General features: G+C 59.9%; 10 protein-coding genes. 6 read left to right on the top strand and 4 right to left on the bottom strand.

Annotated features, from left to right (window positions below; genetic code table 11):
* Positions 1-179: 179 nt before the first annotated feature.
* The 5 genes from morA (at position 180) to HUW52_RS05765 (ending at position 8642) form a co-directional block, all read left to right on the top strand.
* Positions 180-4028, top strand: a complete 3849-nt coding sequence (gene morA, locus HUW52_RS05785; RefSeq protein ID WP_175553167.1) for a cyclic di-GMP receptor MorA — start codon at positions 180-182, stop codon at positions 4026-4028.
* A gap of 253 nt (positions 4029-4281) precedes the next feature.
* The gene (gene glyA, locus HUW52_RS05780) at positions 4282-5535 is read left to right on the top strand and encodes a serine hydroxymethyltransferase (RefSeq protein ID WP_007909785.1); all 1254 of its coding nucleotides are present in this window, start codon (positions 4282-4284) and stop codon (positions 5533-5535) included.
* A 275-nt stretch (positions 5536-5810) separates the two neighbouring features.
* Positions 5811-7124, top strand: coding sequence for a C4-dicarboxylate transporter DctA (locus HUW52_RS05775; RefSeq protein ID WP_122599747.1), 1314 nt, complete (start codon positions 5811-5813; stop codon positions 7122-7124).
* Between the two features lie 83 nt (positions 7125-7207).
* Positions 7208-7912: a FadR/GntR family transcriptional regulator gene (locus HUW52_RS05770; RefSeq protein WP_175553166.1), complete on the top strand. Its 705-nt coding sequence runs from the start codon at positions 7208-7210 to the stop codon at positions 7910-7912.
* 19 nt (positions 7913-7931) lie between these two features.
* Positions 7932-8642 (top strand): GntR family transcriptional regulator, encoded by a 711-nt coding sequence (locus HUW52_RS05765; protein ID WP_175553165.1) that lies wholly within the window; start codon positions 7932-7934, stop codon positions 8640-8642.
* A 98-nt stretch (positions 8643-8740) separates the two neighbouring features.
* Here the strand turns inward: HUW52_RS05765 and yjiA are convergent, their stop codons facing one another.
* The 3 genes from yjiA to HUW52_RS05750 all read right to left on the bottom strand — a co-directional run bounded on the left by yjiA (position 8741) and on the right by HUW52_RS05750 (position 12154).
* A complete protein-coding gene (gene yjiA, locus HUW52_RS05760) occupies positions 8741-9712 on the bottom strand; it encodes a GTPase (protein WP_175553164.1) in 972 nt (323 codons plus the stop codon).
* 162 nt (positions 9713-9874) lie between these two features.
* A complete protein-coding gene (locus tag HUW52_RS05755; protein ID WP_003228401.1) occupies positions 9875-10072 on the bottom strand; it encodes a YbdD/YjiX family protein in 198 nt (65 codons plus the stop codon).
* A gap of 15 nt (positions 10073-10087) precedes the next feature.
* Complete coding sequence (locus HUW52_RS05750; protein ID WP_016986185.1) at positions 10088-12154, bottom strand: carbon starvation CstA family protein; 2067 nt, start codon at positions 12152-12154, stop codon at positions 10088-10090.
* Between the two features lie 159 nt (positions 12155-12313).
* Between HUW52_RS05750 and HUW52_RS05745 the strand changes: the two genes are divergently transcribed.
* Complete coding sequence (locus HUW52_RS05745; protein ID WP_175553163.1) at positions 12314-12682, top strand: PilZ domain-containing protein; 369 nt, start codon at positions 12314-12316, stop codon at positions 12680-12682.
* A 120-nt stretch (positions 12683-12802) separates the two neighbouring features.
* Here the strand turns inward: HUW52_RS05745 and radA are convergent, their stop codons facing one another.
* Positions 12803-14170: a DNA repair protein RadA gene (gene radA, locus HUW52_RS05740; protein WP_007909773.1), complete on the bottom strand. Its 1368-nt coding sequence runs from the start codon at positions 14168-14170 to the stop codon at positions 12803-12805.
* Positions 14171-14187 lie beyond the last annotated feature (17 nt).

Below are 14187 nucleotides of genomic sequence, written 5' to 3'. Positions count from 1 at the left end.
AGTCTGAGTCTAGGAGCTGGAACGCTCCCGCGTAACCGGCAAAGCTACCTTAATGACGGAAGGCAGTCCAGCCGCACGGGGCTGGCACTTCGCCACGACTCAAGGCATGCTAGCCGCCCTTTGGGCGTCCGGCTTATAGTGCACGTCGCGCCAGTCCAGCCAAATCGCAGGATCACAGCTTGTCCAATGTCACTCCGCCAGCCTCTGTGAGCAGCACCCCACCGGCGCCCGGCTCGTCCCTGCGCGGTACATTAAAGGGTGCGCTGGCGACGCTCGTGCTTTTGTTGCTGGCGTTGCTGTTCTGGCAACTGCTCGATCAACTGCGCGAAACCCAGAAAAACCAGCGTCAGTACACCATCGATTACACCGCAGACCTCGCCTCGCAGGTCAGCCTGAACATGGCGCTGAACGCGCAAATCGCCCTCAATCTGCTACCGATCGTCGAACAACCGCAATCAGCCGACGAACAGCAGGTGCTATTGCGCAAGCTCCAGCAATCCTTGCCTGACCTGCGTAGCCTGGCCCTGCTCACCCCTTCCGGCAAAATCATCAGCGACAGTGACGACAACAGCCACGACGCCAGCTACCTCACCGAACTGGTGCGCCGCAGCCGTGCACAGGCGCATTACTTCAGCAACGCCGACGACGGTTCTGTGGTGCATCTGTTATTGCATCAGGCCAGCGGCAGCACGCGCGGTTATTGGGCATTGCGCCTGACCCCGACGTTCTTCGACTCGCTGACCAAACAGGGCGAAACCGGCATCCGCCCGTTGTGGCTGGTGGAAAACCGCCTCAACCATCAGATCATCAGCCGCGACGAAGCGCAGCCTTCGGCCAGGGCCGGCGTCTTGAGTCCGGACGACATGGCCAACACCGTGCTGACCGTGCCGCTGAGCAGCAGCGACTGGCAGTTGCGTGGCCTGTTCGACCGCCAGCGCGTGCTCGAAGAACTGCTGCCGGCGTTCATCGGCAAATGCCTGCTGGGCCTGGCGTTCTCGATGCTGCCGGTGATTGCGCTGTTGAACATGCGCCGCCGCCAGCGCCAGTTGCATGAAGGCCGCCGGCGTTATCAGGACATTTTCGAAGGCACTGGCGTGGCCCTCTGTGTGCTGGACCTGTCCGGTCTGAAGCAGGTGTTCGACAAAGCGCAGATCCAGACCAGCGACCAGCTCAAGGCCTGGCTCGACCAACCGCAGCAACGCCAGCAATTGTTACAGGAGCTGCGCGTCACCGAGGTCAACCAGGTGGCGCTGCAACTGCTCAATGTCAATTCCTGCGAGCACGCCTGGCAATTGCTGATCGACGGCCATCCGCACCGCCATTGCGCCATTGGCAATCAAGTGCTCGACGCCGTCCTGCAGCAACAAAAGCAGCTGGAACTGGAAATCAAACTGCCGGACATCAATGGCCGCGACCAGCACCTGTGGATGGTGTTGCGTCTGCCGACCGAGCAGCACGACTACAAAGCCGTGATCCTCAGCATCAACGACATCACCAGCCGCAAGCTGATCGAACTGTCGCTGCTCGAACGCGAGGGCTTCTGGTCGGACGTGGTGCGCACCGTGCCGGATCATCTGTACGTGCAGGACGTGATCAGCCAGCGGATGATTTTCAGCAACCACCACCTCGGCCAGACCCTCGGCTACAACCGCACCGAACTGCACCAGATGGGCGAGTATTTCTGGGAAATCCTCCTGCACCCGGAAGACGCCGACTATTACCATCGTTCGCGGCAGATGCAGCGTCACGCCGGTTACAGTCAGTTGCTCCAGTGCCAGTTGCGTTTCCGCCATCGCGACGGCAAATGGCGGCGTTTCGATATTCGCGAACAGGCGCTGGCCCGCGACAAACACGATCAGGTCACGCGGATCATCGGCGTGGCCAAAGACATCACCGAACAGATCGAAGCGAGTGAATCGCTGCGCGACAGCGAGCAGCGCTATCGCATGCTCGCCGAAAGTATCAGCGACGTGATTTTCTCCACCGACAGCAAGCTCTCGCTGAACTACGTCAGCCCGTCGGTGCAGGCGGTGCTGGGTTATGACGCTGAATGGATTTTCCAGAACGGCTGGCAATCGACCATCGCCAACCCGCAGCAACTGAGCGGCATCTACACGCTGATGGATCGGGTCAGCAAGGCGCTGGACAAACCCGAGCAACTGGCGGTGTTGCGCAATCAGGTGCAGACGCAAATGTTCCTGTTCGACTGCCTGCGCGCCGATGGCCGCAAGATCCCGATCGAACTGCGTCTGGTGCTGGTATGGGACGAACATGGCGCGTTTGAAGGCGTGCTCGGTGTCGGTCGCGACATCAGTCAGCAGCGCCGCGCCGAGAAAGACCTGCGCATGGCTGCCACCGTATTCGAGCACTCGACCTCGGCGATTCTGATCACCGACCCGGCCGGTTACATCGTTCAGGCCAACGAGGCTTTCAGCCGCGTCAGCGGTTACGCGGTGAGCGAAGTGCTCGACCAGTTGCCGAACATGCTCACCGTCGATGAGCAACAGGACGCGCACCTGCGGTATGTGCTCAAGCAATTGCACCAGCACAACACCTGGGAGGGCGAAGTCTGGATGAAGCGGCGTAATGGCGAGCATTACCCGGCGTGGGTCGGCATCACCGCGGTGCTCGACGACGAGGGCGATCTGGCCAGTTATGTGTGCTTCTTCAGCGACATCAGCGAACGCAAGGCCAGCGAACAGCGCATTCACCGCCTCGCCTACTACGACGCCCTGACCCACTTGCCGAACCGCACGTTGTTCCAGGATCGCCTGCACACCGCGCTGCAATCGGCCGAGCGGCAAAAGTCATGGGTGGTGCTGATGTTCCTCGACCTCGACCGTTTCAAACCGATCAACGACTCCCTCGGCCACGCCGCCGGCGACCGCATGTTGAAAGACATGGCCACGCGCCTGCTGGCCTGCGTCGACGATGACGACACCGTGGCGCGCATGGGCGGCGACGAATTCACACTCTTGCTGCAACATCGCTCCAGCCGCGAAATGGCGCTGAACCGGGCGATTCATGTCGCCGAGCAGATCCTCGGCAGCCTGGTGCGGCCATTCGTGCTTGAAGGCCGCGAGTTCTTCGTCACCGCCAGTATCGGCATCGCCCTGAGTCCGCAGGACGGCAACGAACTCAGCCAGTTGATGAAGAACGCCGACACGGCGATGTACCACGCCAAGGAGCGCGGCAAGAACAACTTCCAGTTCTATCAGGCCGACATGAACGCCAGTGCGCTGGAGCGTCTGGAGCTGGAAAGCGACTTGCGCCACGCCTTGGAGCAGAACGAATTCGTCCTGTATTACCAGCCGCAATTCAGCGGCGACGGCAAACGCCTGACCGGCGCCGAGGCGCTGTTGCGCTGGCGTCATCCGCGCCGTGGACTGGTGCCGCCGGGGGATTTCATTCCGGTGCTGGAAGAGCTCGGTCTGGTGGTGGACGTTGGCGACTGGGTGATCAGCGAGGCTTGCCGCCAACTGAAGACCTGGCACCAGAACCGTGTGCGTGTACCGAAGGTCTCGGTGAACATCTCCGCACGGCAGTTCTCCGACGGCCAGCTCGGCACACGTATCGCGACGATCCTGCGCGAAACCGGCCTGCCGCCGGCGTGTCTGGAACTGGAGCTGACCGAAAGTATTCTGATGCGCGAAGTCAGCGAAGCGATGCAGATTCTCGCCGGGCTGAAAAACCTCGGCCTGAGCATCGCGGTCGATGACTTCGGCACTGGTTATTCATCGCTGAACTACCTCAAGCAATTCCCGATCGACGTGCTGAAGATCGACCGCACGTTTGTCGATGGCTTGCCGTCGGGTGAGCAGGATGCGCAGATTGCCCGGGCGATCATTGCCATGGCGCACAGCCTGAATCTGGCGGTGATCGCCGAGGGTGTGGAAACCCATGAACAACTGGACTTCCTGCGTGAGCATGGTTGCGATGAGGTTCAGGGCTATCTGTTCGGGCGGCCGATGCCGGCGGGGCGGTTCGAGGCGCAGTTCAGCAATGACGCGCTCTTTATGTTCGACTGAAGATCGGCGGCGCGACCGAAAAGATCGCAGCCTTCGGCAGCTCCTACAAGGATTGATGTCGGTCACAGTATTCGGGATCAGCTCGGATTACTGTAGGAGCTGCCGAAGGCTGCGATCTTTTGAGGCCGGCACAATCACCATCTATCTGCGCATGAACGCCACTTGTCTGCGACATGATGTCGTTTCATATGCCATCCAAAACCCATTGGGTTAGAATGCCCCCCTTTTCTGCCCCCGATCCTTGAGGACCGCCATGTTCAGCCGTGATTTGACTATTGCCAAGTACGACGCCGACCTTTTTGCCGCCATGGAGCAAGAAGCTCAGCGCCAGGAAGAACACATTGAGCTGATCGCTTCGGAAAACTACACCAGCCCAGCGGTGATGGAAGCTCAAGGCTCGGTCCTGACCAACAAGTACGCTGAAGGCTACCCAGGCAAGCGTTACTACGGTGGTTGCGAGTACGTCGACATCGTTGAACAACTGGCCATCGACCGCGCCAAGGAACTGTTCGGCGCCGATTACGCCAACGTTCAGCCGCACGCCGGTTCGCAAGCCAACGCCGCTGTTTACCTGGCCCTGCTGCAAGGCGGCGACACCATTCTGGGCATGAGCCTGGCTCACGGTGGTCACCTGACCCACGGCGCCAGCGTTTCCTCCTCCGGCAAGCTGTACAACGCCGTACAGTACGGCATCGACGCCAACGGCCTGATCGACTACGACGAAGTCGAGCGTCTGGCGGTTGAGCACAAGCCGAAAATGATCGTGGCCGGTTTCTCTGCCTACTCGCAGATTCTCGACTTCCCGCGTTTCCGCGCCATCGCTGACAAAGTCGGCGCTTACCTGTTCGTCGACATGGCTCACGTCGCCGGTCTGGTCGCCGCTGGCGTCTACCCGAACCCGGTGCCTTTCGCTGACGTCGTGACCACCACCACGCACAAGACCCTGCGCGGTCCACGTGGCGGCCTGATCCTGGCTCGCGCCAACGCCGACATCGAGAAGAAACTGAACTCCGCGGTATTCCCGGGCGCCCAGGGTGGCCCGCTGGAGCACGTGATCGCCGCCAAGGCAATCTGCTTCAAGGAAGCGCTGCAGCCTGAGTTCAAGGCTTACCAGGAACAAGTGGTGCTGAACGCCCAGGCCATGGCCGAAGTGTTCATCGAGCGCGGTTTCGACGTGGTTTCCGGTGGTACCAAGAACCACCTGTTCCTGCTGTCGCTGATCAAGCAGGACATCTCCGGTAAAGACGCCGACGCCGCTCTGGGCAAAGCGTTCATCACCGTGAACAAGAACTCCGTGCCAAACGATCCACGCTCGCCGTTCGTCACTTCCGGCCTGCGTTTCGGTACTCCGGCTGTGACCACTCGTGGCTTCAAGCAAGCCGAGTGCAAAGAGCTGGCCGGCTGGATCTGCGACATCCTGGCTGACCTGAACAACGAAGCGGTGATCGACGCCGTTCGTGAGAAAGTCAAAGCCATCTGCAAGAAACTGCCGGTATACGGCGCTTGATGCGACGCTAAACCCGCAGCATGAAAAACCGGCCAAGTGATTGGCCGGTTTTTTTTCGCCTGAATTTTTTCAAACGCGTGAACCGCTCAAGAATGGGACTCACCGCACAACTGGTCAGACCGGTCATGCCAATTCGTCATTTTTAACTTGCGGTCATCGAAAATCAGCGCCTAGACTGCGCCTGCACTGGACATACCGGTAAGACCACAATAATTAAGTCCTGAATCTGATGTGCTCCGCACACGGCAGCCAGGACACCGACCAGGATTCCTCCCATGCTCAGATGGTGCTCGCGTTCAATCTTCCTCCAAGTGGTTCTCGGACTGGTGCTCGGCATCGTCTGCGGGCTGACCCTTCCTGAATACTCGGCCCAGCTCAAACCGCTCGGCGACGGTTTCATCAAACTGATCAAGATGCTCATCGGCCTGATCGTGTTCTGCGTGGTGGTCAGCGGTATCAGCGGCGCGGGCGATCTGAAGAAGGTCGGGCGCATCGGCCTCAAGTCGGTGATCTACTTTGAAGTGCTGACCACCATCGCTTTGGTGATCGGCCTGGTCTTCGCCTTCAGCACCGGCATCGGCAGCGGCGCGAATATCCATCTCGAGCAACTGTCTGCGGCCGACATGGGCGATCTCGCCGAACGCAGCCAGCACATGCACACCACCACGCAGTTCCTGATGGACCTGATTCCGACCTCGGTGATCGGCGCCTTCGCTGACAACAACATCCTGCAAGTGCTGCTGTTTTCGGTGCTGTTCGGTAGCGCGTTGAATCTGGTCGGCGAAGCAGCTTCCGGGATCTCGCGCCTGATCAACGAACTGAGCCATGTGATCTTCCGCATCATGGGCATGATCGTGCGTCTGGCGCCCATCGGCGTGTTCGGCGCCATCGCTTTCACCACCAGCAAATATGGCCTCGACTCCCTGCAACATCTGGGTAGCCTGGTCGGTTTGTTCTACCTGACCTGCATCGCCTTCGTCAGCGTGATTCTCGGTCTGGTGATGCGTGCTTCCGGCCTGCGCATGTGGCCGCTGTTGAAGTATCTGCGTGAAGAACTGCTGATCGTCATGGGCACCGCCTCGTCCGACGCCGTGCTGCCACAGATCATGCGCAAACTCGAACACCTCGGCATTGGCAGCTCGACCGTAGGCCTGGTGATTCCGACCGGCTACTCGTTCAACCTCGACGGTTTCTCGATCTACCTGACCCTGGCCATCGTGTTCATTGCCAATGCCACCGGCACGCCGCTGGCCATGACCGACCTGCTGACCATTCTGCTGGTATCGCTGATCACTTCCAAAGGCGCCCACGGTATTCCCGGGTCGGCCCTGGTGATTCTGGCGGCCACGCTGACAGCGATTCCGGCGATCCCGGTGGTCGGTCTGGTGCTGGTGTTGGCGGTGGACTGGTTCATGGGCATCGGCCGGGCACTCACCAATCTCATCGGCAACTGCGTCGCCACGGTTGCGATCGCCCGTTGGGAAAAAGACATCGACGTACAACGCGCCAACAAAGTACTCAGCGGTCAGCAGGGCTACACCTTTCAGCCGCGTAAACCAGCAACTCCGGCGCACCAGCAGGAGTTCTGATTTCAACCCTATCGGCGCTGCCGCAAGTGGCGATCTTTTGATCCCGGTTTGCGGCGCCCCTTTGGGCACATGGAGCAAGACAAGTGATTACCACATCAACCGTCGTCAACTCAGTCGTAGAAAAACTGCGCGCCGCATTGGCCCGCGGCCAGTGGCGCTCCGGCGACATGCTGCCGGGCCAGCGTGAACTGGCCGAGCAACTGGGCATCAGTCGCCCGAGCTTGCGTGAAGCGGTGATCGTCCTGGAAACCCTGGGCCTGGTGCGTTCGATGCCGGGCAAAGGCGTGGTCGTGCTCGACGCGCAAATCGGCGACAGCCAGAGCCACGACAGCGCAGTCGCCGGGGCCAGCCTCGAAGACGTGCTGCAACTGCGTTACACCCTCGAGCCGTTCATCGTCGGTCTGGTGGCGCAGTCGATCAGCAGCAAGGAAGTCGGCCAGTTGCGCCTGACCCTGATGGACATGCGCGAAGCCCTTGAAGCCGGCGACAGCGAAGCCGGAGTCAACGCCTACATCGCCTTCCACGAAGAGCTGTTCACCCTGACCTCGAATCCGATCTTCCAGAGTGTGGTGCAACAGACCAGCAATGCCCTCAAGCAGAGCGCTGAAGTGCTGCGCAACTCACCGGAACATCTGGCCGAACGGCTGGAAGAAAACGAAGCCGTGGTGCGCGCCATCCGCAGCAAGAACAGCGCCCAGGCCAGCGCCGAAATGCGCCGGCACATTTTGCGCGAAGGTCACCGCATGGGCATTGAGCTGAATATCCCGGAAGACAACCTGAGTCGCTGATTTCTATTGGAGACAGGCTATGAACAGTTTCGCTTCACCCTCGCATGCTCAGCCGACTGCCACGCCCCTGCCCTTTTCCCGGCTGCGGGCGCCGGTGGAGGATCTTTATCCGCGACTGTTGGATGCGATTCTCGAACAGCGCATCAATCCAGAAAGCCGCTTCACCGAAGACAGTTTGAAAGAGATGTTCTGTGTCAGTCGCGCCGATGTGCGCCGGGTGCTGACGCAGCTGTCGCTTGAGCAGGTCATTGTGCTGCGGGCCAATCATCGGCCGCGTGTCGCCGCACCTGATCGGGAGCAGACGCGGCAGGCTCTGCATGCGCGGCGACTGGCCGAAAGCACATTGGTGCGTCTGGCGTGTCAGCGCCCGCAGGCTGAAGGGTTGAAACGCTTGCGCGGGTTGATCGAGCGCGAGCGTCAGGCGGTTGAGCAGGATCGGCGTGGGGCTGCGATTCGCTTGTCGGGGGAATTTCATCTGCACTTGGCGCAGATGGCGGGGAATGCGCCGTTGGCGCATTTTTTGGGCAGTCTTGTGCCGCTTACATCACTGGCGATTGCGCGAAGTGAGGGCCTGACGCATAGCTGTTGCGCTTGGAAGGAGCATTTGGCGTTGGTGGAAGCAGTGGAGCGAGGCGATGCTTCCAAGGCTGGCATGCTGATGAATCGGCATTTGGATCTTCTTGAACAGGCACTGCTCGGTTCAGACCTTGAGCATTGTGCTGTCGGTTAGATCGCCTTCGCGAGCAGGCTCGCTCCTACATTTGAAATGCGTTCCCCTGTAGGAGTGAGCCTGCTCGCGATGGCGTCATTACGGGCACCGAAAGCCCATCAGGCAGAAACCACTCTGGCAAACCCCGCCCGAATCTTCTCTTCCGGCAAATCATCAGCAATAAACACAATCACGCTTTCCCGCGCCTCGCCCTCGGCCCATTCGGTGTCCCAGTCGAAACCATAAAGCTTCAACACGCCCTGAAACACCAAGCGCCGATCCTCACCGGCAATGTTCAGCACGCCTTTGTAACGCAGCAACTGCTTGCCGTGTTCCTCGAGCAGTTCATTCATGAACTCGCTGAGCTGATCGATATCCAGCGGCTGATCGGTGCGCAATACCAGACTGGAAATACGATCAATCGACGGCGCCTTGCTCACCGGACGCAAGCTCAAACCACCGCCGAGATCAGCATTGAGGTTGAACCCGCGCACATCCAGCAGTTCTGCTAGATCGATGTTGCCGTGTTCAACCACACGGACTGGCGCCCGGCGATTGATTCGCGTCAGGCGTTCGCTCAGTGCGTTGAACGTGGCTTCGTCGACCAGATCGGTCTTGCTCACCAGCAAGCGGTCGGCAAAACCGATCTGCGCCTGGGCAATGGTTTGGGTCAGGTGCACATCCGCGTGCGCCGCATCGACCAGGGTGATGATGCCGTCGAGCAGGTAACGCTCGCGCAGTTCTTCGTCGATGAAAAAGGTCTGCGCCACCGGGGCTGGATCGGCCAGCCCGGTGCACTCGATCACCAGACGGTCGAACGCAATTTCACCGCTGTCCAGCCGTTCTAGCAGCAGGTACAAGGCTTTGGTCAGATCAGTGTGAATGGTGCAGCAGACGCAGCCGTTGGCCAGGGTCATGACTTGCACCGGCTCATCACCCAACAACTGAGTGTCGATGCCGGCATCGCTGAATTCGTTTTCGATCACGGCGATTTTCAGGCCGTGCTCGGCTTTCAGAATATGGCGCAGCAAAGTGGTCTTGCCGGCGCCGAGGAAACCGCTGAGTACCGTTACAGGTATGGGAGAAGACAAAACAGATCCCCTTCACAAAATGAATGAACAACACAAAAACAACTGTGGGAGCGAGCCTGCTCGCGAAGGGGTCGTGTCAGTCGACATCATTGCTCGATGACACACCGCTTTCGCGAGCAGGCTCGCTCCCACAGGGGATTACCTTAACCGCAGGCTGTCAGCTCAACAGCACTTCGGCCCACCCTTGCCACCGTAACGGGCTTCCTGACGTTCGCGAAAGAACATCTCGTAGCTCATCACCGGTTTGTCCGGGTGCTTGGTTTGCATATGCTCGACGTAGGTGTCGTAGTCGGGCATGCCGACCATCAGGCGCGCGGCCTGACCGAGGTATTTACCGAGGCGACTCAGGTCATTGAACATGGTGCAATCCTCTGGTTACGCATCCGGCAGGGCCTGGAATGGCGATTCTTTATCCGTACGCTCTTTTTTGCCCCAAGCGGCGATGCCGACCTTGAGCGCGTAGAACAGGATGCTGAAGACCACGAACAGGAACAGCGCGGTGAGCGTTGCGTTGGTGTAAGCGTTGAAGATCACGTGCTGCATCTGCTCGACGCTTTTTGCCGGTGCCAGCACCTGACCATTGGCCAGCGCATCGCTGTACTTTTTGGCCAGCGACAGGAAGCCGATCGCCGGGTTGGCATCGAACAGCTTGATGAAGCCTGCGGTCGTGGTGCAAATCAGCAGCCAGGTAGCCGGCAACAGGGTGACCCAAATGTAGCGCTGACGCTTCATCTTGATCAGCACCACGGTGCCCAGCATCAGCGCAATACCGGCCAGCATCTGGTTAGAGATACCGAACAGTGGCCACAGGGTGTTGATGCCGCCCAGTGGATCGATTACGCCCTGATACAGCAACCAGCCCCACATCGCCACACAACCGGCGGTGGCGATCAGGTTGGCAGTCCACGATTCGGTGCGCTTCAGCGCCGGCACGAAGGAGCCGAGCAAGTCCTGCAGCATGAAACGTCCGGCACGAGTGCCCGCATCCACAGCCGTCAGAATGAACAGCGCTTCGAACAGGATCGCAAAGTGGTACCAGAACGCCATGGTGTTTTCACCCGGCAGGACACTGTGCAGGATCTGCGCGATACCGACCGCCAGGGTCGGCGCACCACCGGCACGGGCCAGGATGGTGGTTTCACCAATGTCATGCGCCACCGCTTGCAGCGCTTCCGGCGTGATCGCAAAGCCCCAGCTGGAAACTACTTGCGCAACCGATGCCACGTCACTGCCAACCACGGCAGCCGGGCTGTTCATGGCGAAGTACACGCCTGGCTCGATCACCGACGCGGCAACCATGGCCATGATGGCGACGAACGACTCCATCAGCATGCCGCCGTAACCGATGTAACGGGCGTTGGTTTCGTTATCCAGCAGCTTCGGCGTGGTGCCCGAAGAAATCAGTGCGTGGAAACCCGATACCGCACCGCAAGCGATGGTGATGAACAGGAACGGGAACAGACCGCCCTTCCACACCGGACCAGTGCCGTCGACAAACTGGGTCAGCGCCGGCATTTTCAGCTCGGGCATGGTCACCAGAATACCGATCGCCAGGGCGATGATGGTGCCGATCTTGAGGAAGGTGGAGAGGTAGTCACGCGGTGCCAGAATCAGCCAGACCGGCAGCGACGCCGCGACGAAACCGTAACCGACCAGCATCCAGGTAATCTGCACGCCAGTGAAGGTGAACGCCTTGGCCCACACCGGATCAGCAGCAATCTGCCCGCCGAGCCAGATCGAACCGAGCAGCAGCAACACGCCGACTACGGAAATTTCGCCGATGCGACCCGGGCGGATGTAGCGCATGTAAATGCCCATGAACATCGCGATCGGGATGGTTGCCATCACGGTGAAGATGCCCCATGGGCTCTCGGCCAGCGCTTTAACCACGATCAATGCCAGCACCGCGAGGATGATGATCATGATCAGGAAGCAGCCGAACAAGGCGATGGTGCCGGGCACGCGGCCCATTTCTTCACGCACCATGTCGCCCAGGGAACGGCCGTTGCGCCGGGTCGACATGAACAGAACCATGAAGTCCTGCACCGCGCCCGCCAGCACCACGCCGGCAATCAGCCAGAGCGTGCCGGGCAAGTAGCCCATCTGCGCCGCCAATACCGGGCCGACCAGAGGTCCTGCGCCAGCGATCGCCGCGAAGTGGTGACCGAAAAGAATGTGTTTGTTGGTCGGCACATAGTCCAGACCGTCGTTGTTGAGCACGGCGGGGGTGGCCCGACGCGGGTCCAGTTGCATCACATTGTTAGCGATGAACAGGCTGTAGTAACGATACGCAACAAGATAAATGGCCACGGCAGCGACCACGATCCACAAGGCGTTGATCGCCTCGCCGCGGCGCAATGCCACTACGCCCAGGGCGCACGCTCCTACGATTGCCAGCACTAGCCAGGGTAAGTGGCGTAGCAGGCTATTATTATTTTTCATTTTATTATTCCAGCCAGGGTGGACAAGAAAGACAGCCACCCCGAGTTTAGCGCTTACGGCGCCAAAGGTCATACCCCGACGTTGGTCTAGACGCTTTAGCGATTGGCTGGCGCCCGCATTCGCGGTCTATAGTCAGCGAACCTTCATGAGGATTGCGCCATGAGCGAGCACCCAGCCAACCGTCGTCGCTTCAAACGTATTGCGTTCGATGCCAGAACCGAGCTGAGTCAGGGCCAGTTCATCTGGCCAGTGAAGTTGATTGATCTGTCGCTCAAAGGGCTGCTGATCGAACGGCCGGAGCCGTGGTTGGGGGATGCGGAGAAGGATTTTTTTGTCGACATTCATCTGAGCGATGACACCGATATCGAGATGGATGTGCATCTGGCACATGAGGAGAACGGCCAGTTGGGTTTTGTCTGCCGGCATATCAGTCTGGAATCGATCCAGCGGTTGCGGCGTTTGATCGAGTTGAACCTGGCCGATCCGCAAGAGCTGGAACGCGAATTGGGCGCCCTGATCGAGATCTAGAATCCACCAAAGATCAAATGTAGGAGTGAGCCTGCTCGCGATAGCGTTTTTACATTCAACACTTCAGTTGGCTGATGTACCGCTATCGCGAGCAGGCTCACTCCTACAGGGGTCGGTGGTTTATTCGAAGAGGGCGTCGAGGGCCTGTTCGAGGCGGGTCACGGCGATGATCTGCAAGCCCGGAGGCGATTCCTTCGGCGCATTGCCCTTCGGCACGATCGCCCGCTTGAAGCCATGCTTGGCCGCTTCCTTCAGACGCTCCTGCCCGCTCGGCACCGGGCGCACTTCACCAGACAGCCCGACCTCACCAAACACCAACAGATCATGCGGCAACGGCCGATTGCGCAGGCTCGACATCACCGCCGCCATCAACGCCAGATCCGATGCCGTCTCCAGCACCTTCACCCCACCGACCACGTTGAGGAACACATCCTGATCGTGAGTCGGAATGCCGCCATGGCGATGCAAAACCGCGAGCAACATCGCCAAACGGTTCTGATCCAGCCCCAGCGTTACCCGACGCGGGTTGGCCAGATGACTGTCATCGACCAGTGCCTGCACTTCCACCAGCATCGGTCGAGTACCCTCCCACGTCGCCATCACCACACTGCCGGGGACTTCTTCCTGAGCGCGAGTGAGAAAAATCGCCGAAGGGTTGGAGACTTCTTTCAACCCCTTGTCGGTCATGCCGAACACACCGAGTTCGTTAACGGCGCCGAAACGGTTTTTCACCGCACGCAGCAAACGCAAACGCCCATCGGATTCACCTTCGAAATACAGCACGGTGTCGACCATGTGCTCGAGAACGCGAGGACCCGCCAGCGCGCCTTCCTTGGTGACGTGGCCGACGAGGAAAATCGCCGTACCACTTTGCTTGGCGTAACGCACCAGCAACGCCGCACTCTCGCGCACTTGCGATACGCCGCCAGGTGCCGATTGCAGCTGTTCGGTGAAGATCGTCTGGATCGAGTCGATCACCATCACCTTGGGCTTTTCCTGACGGGCCGTGGCGATGATGGTTTCGATGCAGGTTTCAGTCATCACCCGCAGTTGATCCTGGGGCAAGCCGAGGCGCCGGGCGCGCATGGCCACTTGCTGCTGGGATTCTTCGCCAGTGACATAAAGGGCCGGCATGCTCTTGGCGAGATTGCACAGGGTCTGCAACAGGATCGTCGATTTGCCGATGCCAGGATCACCGCCGATCAGCACCACCGAGCCATCGACCAGACCGCCACCGAGGACCCGATCCAGTTCACCGGACGCGGTGGAGAAACGCGGAATCTCTTCGATGCTGACTTCGGCCAGGGTCTTGATCTGCGCCTGCTGCCCGGCCCAGCCGGTGCGCCCGGTCGGCGCCGTGGCACCACCGCTCTCGATCATGGTTTCAGTCAGGGTATTCCAGGCGCCGCACTCGCCGCACTGGCCCGCCCACTTGGGAAAGGTTGCGCCGCACTCAGTGCAGCCGTACATGCGCTTGGCCTTGGCCATCTGGATCCCCCGGCAAA

The sequence above is a fragment of the Pseudomonas sp. 43A genome, from assembly GCF_013363935.1.
In the GTDB taxonomy this organism is placed as follows: Bacteria; Pseudomonadota; Gammaproteobacteria; order Pseudomonadales; family Pseudomonadaceae; genus Aquipseudomonas; species Aquipseudomonas crudilactis.
The sequence above is the reverse complement of the archived record's forward strand: the minus strand, read 5'-3'. Positions and strand labels throughout refer to the sequence as shown.